Consider the following 13,846-nt stretch of genomic DNA (forward strand, 5'->3'; position numbering starts at 1 on the left):
CTCCCCCCCGCGTTTGGCTTGTGCCTCCCCCCCCCCCCGGTCACCTTTCCGGCCCGCGGGCGCCCCCCCCCCCCGGGGGCCCCGGCGCCCCCCCCCCCCCCCCCCCCCCCCCCCCCCCGGCCCGGTCCCGGTTCCTACTTCAGCCCGGTATCGAGCGCTCCCAGCAACGTCCCCTGCGGAGTGTCGCCCGACATCTCCCAGACCATGACTCCCAGCAGGCCCCTGTCCTTCACGTAGGCCGTCTTCTTGCCGATGGACCAGGTGTCGTCGAAGGACCACCACTGGTTCCCGGTGTAGCCGTACGTGGACACGGACTGCTCGTCGTGATGGACCGTCATCGTCGGGTAGGCGCCGATGAGGTTGGAGTAGCCGCGGGTGCCGGCCTCCTCTGCGAACTGGCCGGGGGCGGCTCCGCCCGCGGACTGCCATTCGCCGGCCGCGCCGCCGTCGGTGACGTTCTGCCAGCCCCGGCCGTAGAACGGGATGCCCAGGGTCAGCTTGCGGGGTTCGACGCCCGCGTCGGTGTACGCCTTGATCGCGGTGTCGGCGCTGAAGTGGAAGCCGTACGGGTCCTGGTCGTCGTTGTAGAGGTTGGCCTGGTGGCCGGTGCGGTTGGGTTCCCAGGAGTTGTCGCTGCCGGAGCCGTGGAAGTCGTAGCCCTGGACGTTGGCCACGTCGAGGGAGTCGAAGACCTTGCTCAGGTCCCAGCCGTCACCGATCTTCTGGGGGTCGGCGGGGGTGAAGGCGGTGAGCAGACGGTGGCCGCCGCCCAGCGCGTCCAGTTGCTTGCGGAACTCGGCGAGGAGCAGGGTGAGGTTGCCCTTGTCGTTCGGCGAGTAGTGGTTGCCGGGGTGTCCGGTGCCGGTGCCCGGCCACTCCCAGTCGATGTCGAAGCCGTCGAAGATGCCTGCCGCGGTGCCGGGGCCGCCCGCGCCGCCGTACTCGGGCAGGTTGCCCTTGATGTACATGTCGATGCAGGACGAGACGAACTTCTTGCGGGCCGCGTCGGTGGCGGCCACGTCGGAGAAGTACTTCGAGTACGTCCAGCCGCCGAGCGAGACCACGATCTTCAGGTTCGGGTGGAGCTTCTTCAGCTTCTTCAGCTGGTTGAAGTTCCCGCGCAGTTTGCCCCAGCCGTCGTCCGCGACGCCGTCGACCGACTGGGCGGCGCTGAAGGGGCGGGTGTAGTCGGCGTCCGCGTCACCGGCGCCGGTGCCCTGCTCGGGGTCCTCGGGGTCGGCGGTGGTGCCCTTGGTGACGCCGTTCAGGCAGGTGAGGTTGTTGGGGTCGATGTTGGCGAAGGCGTAGTTGACGATGTCGAGCTTGCCGGCGGCCCCGGAGTCCTGGAGGTTCTTCACGAAGTACTGGCGGCCGTAGATGCCCCACTGGACGAAGTAGCCGACCTTCGCGTAGTTGCCGGCGCCGACGATGTCGTCGGTCTTCACCGTGAGCGTGTTGCTCGCCGCCGAGGCGTTGTCCGCCGGGTCGCGGGCCTTGACCGTGAAGGTGTACGGGGTCGAGGGGGACAGTCCGCCGATGGTGGCGGTGGTCGTGGTGCCGGAGACCGTGGTGGCCAGGGCGGATCCCTTGTAGATGTCGTACGCGGCGACCCGCTGGTTGTCCGTGGCGGCGGTCCAGGCCAGGGTGACGGACGAGGAGTCGGCGGCCGTCGAGTGCAGTGCGCCGGGGGCCGTCGGCGGGGAGGTGTCGGAGGCCGGGTCGACCGTGGTGACGGTCAGCGGGGCGCTCTCGGCGGAGGTGTTGCCCCGGGTGTCCTTGGCCCGGACGGTGAAGGAGTACGCGGTGGCGGGGGTCAGGCCGGTGACCGTGGCGGAGGTCGCGGCGGTGGCCGAGCCCAGCACCTTGCCGCCCGCCAGGATGTCGTACGAGGCCACGGGGAAGTCCCCCGCCATGGCGGCCGTCCAGGACAGCGAGGCGGTACGGGCGGTGACATCGGTCTTCTTCAGGCCGGCGGGCGCGCCCGGCGGGGCGTCCGCGGAGCCGTCGCACTTGTCGCCGTTGATCCGGCAGCCGGTGGGCGAGGTGATCGGCCCGGTGGCGACGAACCAGAAGCTGTACGGCTCGGTGGTGCTGTGCGCGGCGACCGTGCCGTTGTAGTGGGCGTTGACCGCGGTGATGTGCTTGCCCTGGGTGGTGACGGTGCCGTTGTAGGAGCTGCTGATCGCGACCCCGGCCGGCAGGTCGAATTCGAGGCTCCAGTTGGTGACGGCGGTGTCGGTGTCGTTGTGCAGGATGTATGTCCCCTTCCACCAGGGGCCGTTGTCGGCCGAGGTGAAGGTGGCCGTCAGCTTGCCCGCCGCGTGCGCGGGCGTGGCCTGGAGGGACAGCAGGGCGAGTAGGAGGGCGAGGGCGGCGACCAGCGCGGTCGCCGTTCTCCGTCTGAGAGGCATGTGCTCGAACATGGTTCTCCCTTGTGGCAGGGACCTGTGAGGAGGTCCTGAGGGGGGAGCTGGTGTCCTTCGTTCCATGGAGCACAGCGGAAACTAATTGGTCTGGACCATCCCGTCAATAGGTACAGACCAATTACGGTTCACCGGTCGGCCGCGCCCTCGGCCCCGCCTCGGCCCGCCCCTCACGTCCCCACCGCTCCCAGCGCGACGAACGCGCAGATCAGCACCGCGAGGACGGCGAGCAGCGGCCAGACGAAGCGCAGGTACTTGTCGTAACCGACCTTGGCCAGCGCCACCCCGCCGATCGTCACCGCCGTCGTGGGCACCCACAGGTTCATCCAGCCGCTCGCCGCCTGCCAGGCCGTGACGGCGACCGCGCGCGAGACGCCCGCGAAGTCGGCGAGCGGGGCGAGGATCGGCATGGCCAGGGTCGCGTGGCCGGAGGTGGACGGGATGAGGAAGGCCAGCGGGAGGTTGACGACGAACACGACGACCGCGAACACCGCGGAGGAGGTGCCGGAGACCAGGCCCTCGATGGAGTGCAGGACGGTGTCGGTGATCCGGGAGTTGTTCATGATGACCGTGACCCCGCGGGCCAGCACGATGACCAGTGCGGGCGAGATGAAGTCGGCGGCGCCCTGGACGACCGTCGCGCTGATCTTCTGCTCCCCGAACCGGGCGACGATGCCGACGAGGACCGCCGCGACCAGGAACAGCGCGGCCAGCTGCGGGAAGGACCAGCCCAGCTCGAAGCCGTACGGGGTGGCGTCCGCCTCCCCGGTCAGGGCGCTGGACCACGGGACCACCGAGAAGATCATGAAGGCGAAGGTCAGTCCGACCAGCACCAGGACGACCCGGTGGAGCGGGGTGAGTTCGGGCGGTTCGCCCGCGTCGGCCGCGGCGTGTTCGCGGTCGCCGGGCAGGAACCCGGACAGCGAGCGGCCGGGGTCCTTGCGCACGCGCTTGGCGTACCGGATGACGTAGCCGATCGTCACCGCCGTCAGGACGACCCACATCACCGCGCGCAGCGCGATCCCGTCGCCCAGCGAGATGTCGGCGGCGGCGGAGGCGACACCGGTGGCGAACGGGTTGACCGTGGAACAGAGCACGCCGACGCCGGCGCCGAGGATGATCGTGCCGGTGGCGACCATCCGGTCGTAGCCGAGGGCGAGCATCAGCGGGACGATCAGCCCGTAGAAGCCGAGGGTCTCCTCCGCGAAGCCCTCGACCGTGCCGAGCAGCGAGAAGACCAGCATCACGCCCGCGATCAGCAGTGCGCCGCGCTCGCGCAGCCGGTGGGCGAGGCGGCCGATCCCGAGGTCGAGCGCGCCGGTGGCGAAGACGACGGTGATGAAGGCGCCGATCGCGATGACGAAGAGGAACACGCCCGCGCTGCCGTACAGTTCACCGGCCAGGTCCGGGCCGACCTGGCCGGTCGCGCTGTCCTGCACCCCGTACAGGCCGTTGACCGGGGAGAGGAAGAGGTCGTTCAGCCGGTCGACGACGCTCTGCCCGGACGGGACGCGGTGGTACGTGCCCTGGATCGGCGCGCCGGCCCCGGTGCGGTCGTACGCGCCGGACGGGATCAGGAAGGCCAGCGCCCAGACGGCGAGCGTGACGACGACCAGCACGGTCAGGGCGCTGGGGAAGACGAACTTCCGTCCCCGCGACGGCTTCTCCTTCGGCGGGGTTCCGGTGTCCAGGGTGCTCACGCGGCGCTCCCGCCGAGGTGCGCCGCGGCGTACTCCCGCAGGAACGCGGCCTCCGCGATGACGGCCGAGCGGAGCTCCGAGAAGAGGACGCGCTCGTTGGGTGCGTGCAGGTTGCACATGCTGTCCTGGGCCCCGAAGAGCAGGATCTCGGCGTCCGGGACGGCTCTGGCCAGGCCGTTGACGAGCGGGATGGAGCCGCCGCTCGCGACGAAGGCGGGTTCCGCGCCCCAGCCCTCGCGCAGGGCAGTCCATGCGGCCCGGTAGGCGGGGCCGCCGGTCGCGGGCTCGAATCCGGGGCCGGTGTCGCCGGGGGTGACGGTGAGCGGGATTCCGAAGGGGCGCAGTGCCTCCAAGTGGGTGACGAGCAGCCCCAGCGCCTCCTCGGGGTCCTGTCGAGGATGGAAGCGCAGGTTCAGCTTGGCCCGCGCGTACGGGACGACGGCGGATGCGGCCTCGTCGACGCCCGGGGCGTCGATGCCGATGACCGTGACGGCGGGGCCGCTCCACAGCCGCTCGCCGAGGCTGCCGGAACCGGTCAGCGGTACCCCGTCACGGACCCCGGCCAGGGTGCGGAACTCCTCCTCGGTGTAGGTCGTACCGCTCCACTCCTCGCGGCGCAGGCCCTCGACGGCGACGTCCCCGTACACGTCGTGCAGGGTGGCCAGCGCGTTGACCAGGGCGAGCAGCGCGTCGGGGGCGGCGCCGCCGAACTCGCCGCTGTGACGCGGTTCGTCCAGGGTCCGCACCTCGACCACGAGCTCCGCGGCGCCGCGCAGGCCCGTGGTGAGGGTGGGGCTGCCGGGGCGGAGGTTTCCCATGTCCGCGATGACCATCGCGTCGCAGGCGAAGCGGGCGGGGTCGGTGGGCGGGTAGTCGTCGAAGGCGCTGCCGTACTCCTCCTGGCCCTCAAGGACGATTTTGAGGCCGGTCGGCGGCCGGCCCCCGTACGCCCTCAGTACTCCGAGGTGCACGATCAGGTTGGACTTGTCGTCCGCGATGCCCCGGGCGCGCAGCCCGCCCGCCACGGGGGTGGGTTCGAACGGCGGCGAGAGCCACAGGCTCTCGTCGCCGGGCGGCTGCACGTCGTAGTGGCCGTAGAGCAGCACGGTCGGGGCGTCCGGCGTCGGTGGCGGGACCTCGGCGACGACGACCGGTGCGGTGTCCGGCAGGTCGAGCCGTTCGATCCGTTCGACGCCGGCGCCGCGCAGCAGGTCCACGAGGAGGTCGTGGGCCTGCCGCACAGGTTCGGCGGGGAAGCCGGGGAACGCGACGGACGGGATGGCCGTCAGCCGCTCCAGGTCCGCGGTGAGCCCGTCCATCAGTGCGTCGACGCGGGAGCCCAGGTCCATCGCATCCCCTGTTCCTCGTGGAGTCCGTTCAATGAGGTTCTGGGGTCAAATGGATCATATGGGGCGCTCTCCCGCACGACTGAGGGGCGGTCAGCCTCCCAGTACCACCGTCCGCGAGGCGGAGAAGTCGCCCCACTTCCCGTCGGGGAGCTTGGCGCGGATCTTCATCGCGTAGCGGGTGCCGCGCGGGTCGCTGACGGTCAGCCGGTAGCTCGCCCGGCCGGTGGGCGGCTTGCCTCCCCAGACGATCGTGGTGGTCAGCCGGCCGTCCAGGTAGAGCTGGTAGGCGGGGATCTCGCCACCGGTGCGCGGCTGCTTCCAGCCCAGGTCGACCGCGTACTCCTTGCCCTGGGCGGTGCTGGTGATCCGCAGGTCGGTGGGGGCGGTGGAGGCGGGTGCGCCGGGGGCGGTGGCGGTGGTGAGGTCGAAGGCGTTGCTGTCCTTCGACGACGTGTCGGCGGCGTCGCGGGCGCGGACGGTGAAGGTGTAGACGGTGCCGGGCCGCAGCCCGGTCAGGCGAGCCGTGGTCTGCGCGCCGGGCACGGTGTGGATGCGCGAACCCTCCTGGTAGATGTCGTACGAGGTGACGCCGACGTCGTCCGTGGACCCACCCCAGGACAGCGTCGCCGCCCGGCTGCCGTCGGCCTTGCCGCGCAACTGAACCGGCCGGGTGGGGGCCTCGTGGTCGGCCGGGGTCGGGGCGGGCGTGGTGACGGACGCGGCGGCGCTCGGCGCGGAGAGGTTCCCGGCGGCGTCGCGGGCGCGGACGGTGAAGCTGTAGGCGGTCGAGGCCGTCAGCCCGTCGATGTCGATCATCACCCTGGCCGCCGGGACGGTCTTGACCTTCTTGCCCTTGCGGTAGATCTCGTACGCGGTGACGGCCTTGTCGTCGGTGGCCGCGTCCCACATCACGTGCGCGGAGGTGGCGCTGCCGGCCTGGACCGTCACCCCGCGCGGCGCCGTGGGGCTGCTGGTGTCGGCCTCGGCCTCGGAGCCGCAGGCGGTGAGGGTGGCGAGGAGCAGGGCGGCTGAGCAGGCCAACGCGGCCGTTGCGTGGGGGCGTTGCACGGTCTTGCCTTCCATCCGGCAGCAATGGTCCAGACCTGTATCGCACGGCGCGGGGGTCCGCGACAAGAGGACGGAGCGGAACCTTCCGCAATGTGCCGGTGTGCACCTCGGCCGGGCCGGGAAGTCCGCGTGTCCCCGGCCGATGAGTTCGGGGCGGCCGGGGAGTCTGCACTGTATGGACAACGAGACGAAGACCGCTCCCCCGCAGGACATGGAACCCGCGGCCAGGCAGATCGCCGGGCTGCTCGACGCGGTCGACGACACGCGGCTGTCGGCGCCGACCCCCTGTCCCGGCGTGACGGTGAGCGCGCTGCTCGCCCACATCGGCGGGCTCGCCGTCGCCTTCCGCGATGCCGCGCACAAGGAGCTGGGGGCGACGACGGACACGGCGCCCTCGGTGGCCGAGATGGTGCTGGAGGACGGCTGGCGCGACACACTGCCCTCGGCGCTCGACGCCATGGTCACCGCATGGCGCTCCCCCGAGGCCTGGCAGGGCATGAGCCGGGCGGGCAGCGTGGACCTGCCGGGCGAGGTCGCGGGCATGGTCGGGCTCAACGAGCTGGTGCTGCACGGCTGGGACCTGGCGAGGTCGACCGGGCAGCCGTTCCGGGCCGAGGAGGCGCACCTGCGCTCCACGCTGGCCCTGCTGGCCGAGCTGGGTGACAGCCCGCCGGCCGGTTCGCCGTTCGGCCCGCCGGTCCCGGTGCCGGAGGACGCGCCGCTGCTGGACCGGGCGGTCGCCCGGAGCGGCCGGCGGCCCGACTGGCAGCCGGGCGACTGACGCCCCCGGCGCCGGCGCGCGCTCACCTGACCAGCTGACGAACGCGTGGAACGGGCGCCACCGCTCCCTCGGCCTGGCAGGCTGGAGCGGTGAAGCTCAGCACGCGTTCCCTGATCGCATCGGCCGCCGCCCTCGCCCTGGCCGCGGCCGTCCTCTCCGGATGCTCCGGGGGCGGGCCGGACACCGCGTACGGCAAGGGGGCGGCGGCCGGACTGGACGATCCGGCGAAGAAGGACATCGCCATGCAACTGGTCTCCAGCGCGGAGAACTCCTCGCTGGACTGGAGATCCCAGTACAAGTACATCGAGGACATCCACGACGGCCGCGGCTACACGGCGGGCATCATCGGCTTCTGCTCCGGCACCGGCGACATGCGCCGGGTCGTCGAGCGGTACACGAAGGCCCGCCCCGGAAACCCGCTGGAGCGGTTCGAGCCGGCGCTGCGGGCGGTCGAGGGAACCGACGCGCACACCGGGCTGGGCAGCCGGTTCACCGAGGCCTGGGCGGACGCGGCCGGCGACGCCGCCTTCCGGTCGGCCCAGGACGCCGAACGTGACGCCTCGTACTTCGGCCCCTCGGTCGCGCAGGCCGAGGCGGACGGGCTCGGCGCGCTGGGCCAGTTCATCTACTACGACGCCTACGTGATGCACGGGTCCGGCGACGCGGAGGGCACGGTCGGCTTCCGCACCATGCGCGGCCGCGCGCTCGCGAAGGCCGACGCCCCCGCGCGGGGCGGCGACGAGACGGCGTACCTCGACGCGTTCCTGGACGTCCGGGTCGCGGCGATGCGCGAGGAGCCCTCGCACCACGACACCAGCCGGGTCGAGACGGCCCAGCGGGTCTTCCTGCGCGAGGGCAAGCTCGGCCTGGAGACGCCGCTGCGGTGGAAGGTATACGGCGACAGCTTCAGGATCGAAGGCCCGTAGCCGGCCGGGCCGGCCGCTCCACCGCATCTTTTGCGGGCCGTGCCCAACTCGTATGCGCCACAGGGGTGTACGACACTCGTTCGACTCTGATAGGAAAGCTTCCTAACAGATGAGTCGGAACGACGAACTCCCTTGGAGGACTGGTGAACGCTCCCCACAAGCGCACCGCACGTCGCAACACCCGCACCCTGCGCGTCGCTCTCGTCGCGCTCGGGCTGACACTCACGGCTGTTCCCGCCACCGCATTCGCCGGCACCCCCGCACCGCCGGCCGTTCACCACCAGGAGGCCGCCGCGACCGGGCTGGACGATCCCGCGAAGAAGGACATCGCCATGCAACTGGTCTCCAGCGCGGAGAACTCCTCGCTGGACTGGAAGTCCCAGTACCGGTACATCGAGGACATCGACGACGGCCGCGGCTACACCGCGGGCATCATCGGCTTCTGCTCCGGCACCGGCGACATGCTGGACCTCGTGGAGCTGTACACGCAGCGCGATCCGGGCAACCCGCTCGCCGAGTACCTGCCGGCCCTGCGCGAGGTGGACGGCACCGACTCGCACGAGGGGCTCGACCCGGGCTTCACCCGGGCCTGGGAGACGGCGGCCGAGGATCCGGCGTTCCAGCAGGCGCAGAACGACGAGCGCGACCGGGTGTACTTCGATCCGGCGGTCAGCCGGGGCAAGAGCGACGGGCTGGGCACGCTCGGCCAGTTCGCGTACTACGACGCCATCGTCATGCACGGCGACGGCGGCGACAGCACGAGCTTCAGCAGCATCCGCGAGCGCACCCTGGCGAAGGCGAAGCCGCCGGCCCAGGGCGGCGACGAGGTCGCCTACCTCAACGCCTTCCTGGACGCGCGAGTCTGGGCCATGCAGCAGGAGGAGGCCCACTCGGACACCAGCCGGGTGGACACCGCCCAGCGGGTCTTCCTGAAGAACGGCAATCTGAACCTGGACCCGCCGCTCGACTGGAAGGTCTACGGCGACAGCTTCCACATCGGCTGACGCCGCCGGAGACAGCTGTGGCGCGTAGGACCGCCCTCGCGGGCCGGGCCGTACGCGCCACAGTGCGGTGACGGGTGGTCAGTGCACCCCCACCGAAGCCGCCTTGACCGGATCGTTGATATCCGGTTCCACGTCAGGCTCGGTGTCCGGCTGCCGGCCGAGGTGGTTGAAGGCCAGGTTGAGGACGATCGCCACGACGCAGCCGGTGGATATCCCGGAGTCCAGGACGACGAGCATGTCCTTGGGGAACGCGTGGTAGAAGTCCGGCGCGGCGATCGGTATCAGGCCTATGCCGACGGCGGCGGCCACGATCAGCGCGTTCTCGCCCTTCTCCAGAGCGGCGGTCGCCAGGGTCTGGATGCCGCTCGCGGCGACCGACCCGAAGAGCACGATGCCGGCGCCGCCGAGCACGGGCAGCGGTACCAGCGCGATGACGGACGCGGCCACCGGGACCAGGCCGAGCACGATGAGGATGCCACCGCCCGTGGCCACGACGAAGCGGCTGCGGACCTTGGTCATCGCGACCAGCCCGATGTTCTGGGCGAAGGCGCTGCACATGAAACCGTTGAACAGCGGGCTGATGGCGCTGCCCAGGGTGTCGGCCCGCAGGCCTCCCTCGATGGTCCGCTCGTCGGCCGGGCGGTCGACGATCTTGCCGAGGGCGAGCATGTCAGCGGTCGACTCGGTCATGCAGACCAGCATGACGATGCACATCGAGACGATCGCGGCGATCTCGAACTGCGGTGCCCCGAAGTGGAACGGGGTGGGGAAGCCGATGGCGTCGGCGTCCTTGATGGCACCGAAGTCGGTGATGCCGACCGGGATCGCGATGAGTGTGCCGATGACGAGCCCGAGCAGGATCGCGATCTGCTGGAGGAAGCCGCGGAGCAGTTTCCTCAGCGCGAGGACGATCACCAGGGTGACCGCCGCCATGATGATGTTGGTGGTGGAGCCGTAGTCGTCGGCCGTGGCGTTGCCGCCCTGGGACCAGTTGAAGGCGACCGGCAGCAGCGAGACACCGATCAGGGTGATGACCGTGCCGGTGACCACGGGTGGGAAGAACCGGACCAGTTTACAGAAGTAGGGTGCGAGGACGAAGCCGAGGACGCTCGCGACGATGATCGCGCCGAAGATGACGGCGATCCCGTCGTGTCCCCGGTCCTTGCCTATCGCCACCATGGGCGTGACCCCGGCGAACGAGACGCCGTTGACGAACGGCAGCCGGGCGCCGATGCGCCAGAAGCCGAGGGTCTGGAGCAGGGTGGCGATGCCCGCGGTGAACAGGCTCGCCGCCACCAGGAAGGCGGTCTCCTTCGGGGTGAGGCCCACAGCGGGGCCCACCACCATGGGCGGGGCCACCACACCCGCGTACATCGCGGCCACGTGCTGAAGGCCGCTGGTGAACATCTTCAGTGGGGGAAGGGTCTCGTCGACCGGATGGCTCCGGCCGGACTGGACCGGCTCCGACGTGTCGTCGGGGTCGGATGCTGCGACTGCGTCATTGCGAAACCTGGGCGTAGCTGCCACGGCGGTTCCTCCGGTCGGGTACACGTCTGCGGTGACGTGGGTATCAGGGAGGTGGAGCGTTGGTGCAGGTCGTGCAGCTGGTGCGGGCAGCTTGGGTTCAGCGGTACGGGAGGCGCGTACGAATGGGTGCGCGTCTCCCGTACCGGTTGCCGTGGGCCCCGCTCGGGTCCACGGCGGCCGGTCGAGGGCCGTCCCCCTCGGCCGGCCAGTCGGGGGCGCCGGGCTGTCAGGCCCCGGCGGCGATCTGCGCGAGGCGGCGGGCCTCGTCGCGGGTGGCGCGGGCGATGGCGTCCTCGTCCACGGTGGTCAGGCGGGTGTCCTCGACGACCGGCTTGCCGTTGACGAGCGAGAGGGTGACGGGGGCCGCGGCGCCGAACACCAGGGCCGTGACCGGGTCGGCGATGGAGGCGTGGGCGATGGTGTCCAGCTTCCACAGGACCAGGTCCGCGAGCTTGCCGGGCTCCAGGGAGCCGATCTGGTCGGCGCGGCCGAGGACCTGGGCGCCGCCGTACGTGCCCAGGCGCAGGGCCTGACGGGCATTCAGGGCGCGCTCGCGGTGCGGGCCGAGGCGGTTGATGAGGAGGGCGTTGCGCAGTTCGGTGTGGAGCTCGCCGGACTCGTTGGACGCGGTGCCGTCGACGCCGAGGCCGACCGGGACGCCTGCGGCGAGCATGTCCGGGACCCGGGCGATACCGGCGGCGAGCCGGGCGTTGGAGGACGGGCAGTGCGCGACGCCGGTGCCGGTGCGGGCGAACGCGGCGATGTCGGAGTCGTTCATGTGGACGCAGTGCGCCATCCACACGTCCTCACCGAGCCAGCCGGTCGACTCGAAGTAGTCGGTCGGGCCCATGCCGAACAGCTCGTGGCAGAACTTCTCCTCCTCCACGGTCTCCGAGCCGTGGGTGTGCAGCCGCACTCCGCGACGGCGGGCCAGCTCGGCTCCCTGTCGCATCAGTTCGGTCGACACCGAGAACGGGGAGCAGGGGGCGACGGCGATCTGGGTCATCGCGTCGAAGGAGGCGTCGTGGTGCGCGTCGATGGTCGCCTCGGTGGCGGCGAGCGCGCCTTCGAGGGTCTCCACGGCGAAGTCCGGCGGCAGCCCGCCGTCCTTCTCGCTGCGGTCCATGGAGCCGCGGGCCAGGGTGAACCGTACGCCCGTCTCGCGGGCGGCGCCGATGATCGCGCCGGACAGGTCGCCGGAGCCGCGCGGGAACACGTAGTGGTGGTCCATCGCGGTGGTGACACCGCCGCGGGCGAGCATGGCGAGCGAGCCCTGCGCGGCGGCGCGGGCCATCGGCTCGTCGATGCGCGCCCAGGTCGGGTACAGGGCGACGAGCCACTCGAAGAGGTTGTGGTCGGTGGCCAGGCCGCGGGTGATCCACTGGTAGAAGTGGTGGTGCGTGTTGATCAGGCCGGGCGTGACGAGGTGGCCGGTGCCGTCGATCCGGCGTACGACGTTGTCCAGGCCCTCCGGTGCCCGTCCGGCGCCGACCGACTCGATGCGGTTGCCGGCGACGACGACATGGCCCGAGGCGTACTCGGTGTCGTCGGCGTCGACGGTCGCGATCGAACAGTTCTCGATGACGATGCGTTCCACGCGCTCGGTCGCTGCCTGTGCTGCCATGGTGCTTCCTTCTCTCATCAGCGATGTGGGCACGGCAGGACCCTAGGAGGATTTGAGTGCCACGGCCGTGCGGCTGTGGGTGCCGAGATGGTGGAAGAAGAGATTGAGCAGGACCGCGACCAGTGCTCCGGCGCTGATGCCGGAGCCCAGGACGGTCTGCGCCCAGGACGGGAATCCCGCGTAGAAGCCGGGCGCGGCGAGCGGGATGATGCCCGCACCGAGCGCCACGGCGACCAGGATGATGTTGGAGCTGTCGTCGAGCCCGGCCTCGGAGAGCGTACGGATGCCGCTCACCGCGATCGAGCCGAACAGGACGATGCCGGCGCCGCCGAGCACGGGCATCGGGACGAGCGAGACGACCGCGCCGAGCACCGGGAAGACGCCGAGGATCAGCAGGGCGCCGCCGGCGGTCGCGACGACGTAGCGGCTCCGTACCTTCGTGAGGGAGACGACACCGACGTTCTGTGCGAAGGCGCTCGTCGGGAAGCCGCCGAAGACCGGTCCGACGAGGGTGGCGATGCCGTCGGTGCGCAGACCTCGGGTGATGGTGCGGCCGTCGGTGGGCCGGTCGCAGATCTCACCGAGGGCCAGCATGCCGGCGGACGACTCGGTCATCAGGACGAGCATCACGATGCAGAGGGAGAGGACCGCGGCGGGCTGGAACTCCGGTGCGCCGAAGGCGAAGGGGGTGGGCAGTGCGGCGAGCGGAGCGGAGCGCAGGGCCGAGAAGTCCGCGAGGCCGAAGGGGATGGCGGCCAAGGTACCTATCAACAGCCCCATCAGCAAAGCGACTTGCTTGAGGAATCCACGGCCGAACCGCTGGATGACCAGGATGACGGCCAGCGTGAAGGCGGCCAGCGCGAGGTACTTCATCGCGCCGAAGTCGGTCGCCGTCTTGTCGCCGCCCTGCGCCCAGGAGACCGGGACCGGCATCAGGGTGACGCCGATGAGGGTGATGACGACGCCGGTGACGAGCGGTGGGAAGAATCTGAGCAGCCTGCCGAAGAACGGGCCGACGAGCAGGCAGAACACGCCTGCGACGAGCACCGCCCCGTAGATCGCGGGGAGCTGGCGGCCGGGCGCACTGGTCTCGGCGATGGCGAGCATCGGGGCGATCCCGGCGGACGAGGCGGCGTTGACGAACGGCAGCCGGTTGCCGGCGAAGCCGCCGATGCCGAGGGTCTGCAGGATGGTGGCGCAGCCGGCGATGAGCAGGCTCGCCGCGATCAGCCGGGTCAGTCCGGCCGTGTCGAGGCCGACGGCCTGCCCGATGATGAGCGGAGGGGTGACGACGCCCGCGTACATAGCGGCGATGTGCTGGAGCGCGGCGGGCAGAAGCCGCGACGGGGCGAGCTTCTCGTCCACCGGATGGATCGAGCCGTCCGGCGGGGTGGGACATGGACCTATCGCCGCATCAGGCCCAAGTGCAGGCTGTGCCATGGGA

The 13,846-nt window shown here is 71.1% G+C and carries 10 protein-coding genes; 3 read left to right on the top strand and 7 right to left on the bottom strand.

Annotated features, from left to right (window positions below; genetic code table 11):
- Nucleotides 1-134: 134 nt before the first annotated feature.
- From ACGFU6_RS05475 to ACGFU6_RS05490, 4 genes are all read right to left on the bottom strand, one after another.
- Nucleotides 135-2,423, bottom strand: a complete 2,289-nt coding sequence (locus ACGFU6_RS05475; RefSeq protein ID WP_393608192.1) for a glycosyl hydrolase family 18 protein — start codon at nucleotides 2,421-2,423, stop codon at nucleotides 135-137.
- Between the two features lie 170 nt (nucleotides 2,424-2,593).
- Nucleotides 2,594-4,123 (bottom strand): YfcC family protein, encoded by a 1,530-nt coding sequence (locus ACGFU6_RS05480; protein ID WP_393608193.1) that lies wholly within the window; start codon nucleotides 4,121-4,123, stop codon nucleotides 2,594-2,596.
- Nucleotides 4,120-5,472, bottom strand: a complete 1,353-nt coding sequence (locus ACGFU6_RS05485; RefSeq protein WP_393608194.1) for a M20/M25/M40 family metallo-hydrolase — start codon at nucleotides 5,470-5,472, stop codon at nucleotides 4,120-4,122. Before ACGFU6_RS05485 ends, ACGFU6_RS05480 begins: the two co-directional genes overlap by 4 nt.
- A gap of 90 nt (nucleotides 5,473-5,562) precedes the next feature.
- On the bottom strand, nucleotides 5,563-6,555 hold the full coding sequence (locus ACGFU6_RS05490; protein WP_393608195.1) for a fibronectin type III domain-containing protein: 993 nt from the start codon (nucleotides 6,553-6,555) through the stop codon (nucleotides 5,563-5,565).
- Between the two features lie 160 nt (nucleotides 6,556-6,715).
- On the opposite strand from ACGFU6_RS05490, the gene ACGFU6_RS05495 reads away from it, so the two are divergent.
- The 3 genes from ACGFU6_RS05495 (at nucleotide 6,716) to ACGFU6_RS05505 (ending at nucleotide 9,251) form a co-directional block, all read left to right on the top strand.
- Nucleotides 6,716-7,321, top strand: a complete 606-nt coding sequence (locus ACGFU6_RS05495; RefSeq protein WP_393608196.1) for a TIGR03086 family metal-binding protein — start codon at nucleotides 6,716-6,718, stop codon at nucleotides 7,319-7,321.
- Nucleotides 7,322-7,410: 89 nt separating this feature from the next.
- On the top strand, nucleotides 7,411-8,247 hold the full coding sequence (locus ACGFU6_RS05500; RefSeq protein WP_393608197.1) for a chitosanase: 837 nt from the start codon (nucleotides 7,411-7,413) through the stop codon (nucleotides 8,245-8,247).
- Between the two features lie 143 nt (nucleotides 8,248-8,390).
- Nucleotides 8,391-9,251 carry a chitosanase gene (locus tag ACGFU6_RS05505; RefSeq protein WP_393608198.1) on the top strand — a complete coding sequence of 287 codons (861 nt, stop codon included), beginning with the start codon at nucleotides 8,391-8,393 and terminating at the stop codon, nucleotides 9,249-9,251.
- A 78-nt stretch (nucleotides 9,252-9,329) separates the two neighbouring features.
- Here the strand turns inward: ACGFU6_RS05505 and ACGFU6_RS05510 are convergent, their stop codons facing one another.
- The 3 genes from ACGFU6_RS05510 to ACGFU6_RS05520 form a co-directional block, all read right to left on the bottom strand.
- Complete coding sequence (locus ACGFU6_RS05510) at nucleotides 9,330-10,778, bottom strand: nucleobase:cation symporter-2 family protein (protein WP_393608199.1); 1,449 nt, start codon at nucleotides 10,776-10,778, stop codon at nucleotides 9,330-9,332.
- 226 nt (nucleotides 10,779-11,004) lie between these two features.
- Nucleotides 11,005-12,402: an 8-oxoguanine deaminase gene (locus tag ACGFU6_RS05515; protein WP_393608200.1), complete on the bottom strand. Its 1,398-nt coding sequence runs from the start codon at nucleotides 12,400-12,402 to the stop codon at nucleotides 11,005-11,007.
- Between the two features lie 42 nt (nucleotides 12,403-12,444).
- Entirely contained in the window at nucleotides 12,445-13,842 is a 1,398-nt protein-coding gene (locus ACGFU6_RS05520; RefSeq protein ID WP_393608201.1) for a nucleobase:cation symporter-2 family protein, read from the bottom strand.
- Nucleotides 13,843-13,846 lie beyond the last annotated feature (4 nt).

Origin of the sequence: Streptomyces sp. NPDC048462 (genome assembly GCF_043200175.1) — a bacterium.
Taxonomy (GTDB): Bacteria; Actinomycetota; Actinomycetes; order Streptomycetales; family Streptomycetaceae; genus Streptomyces.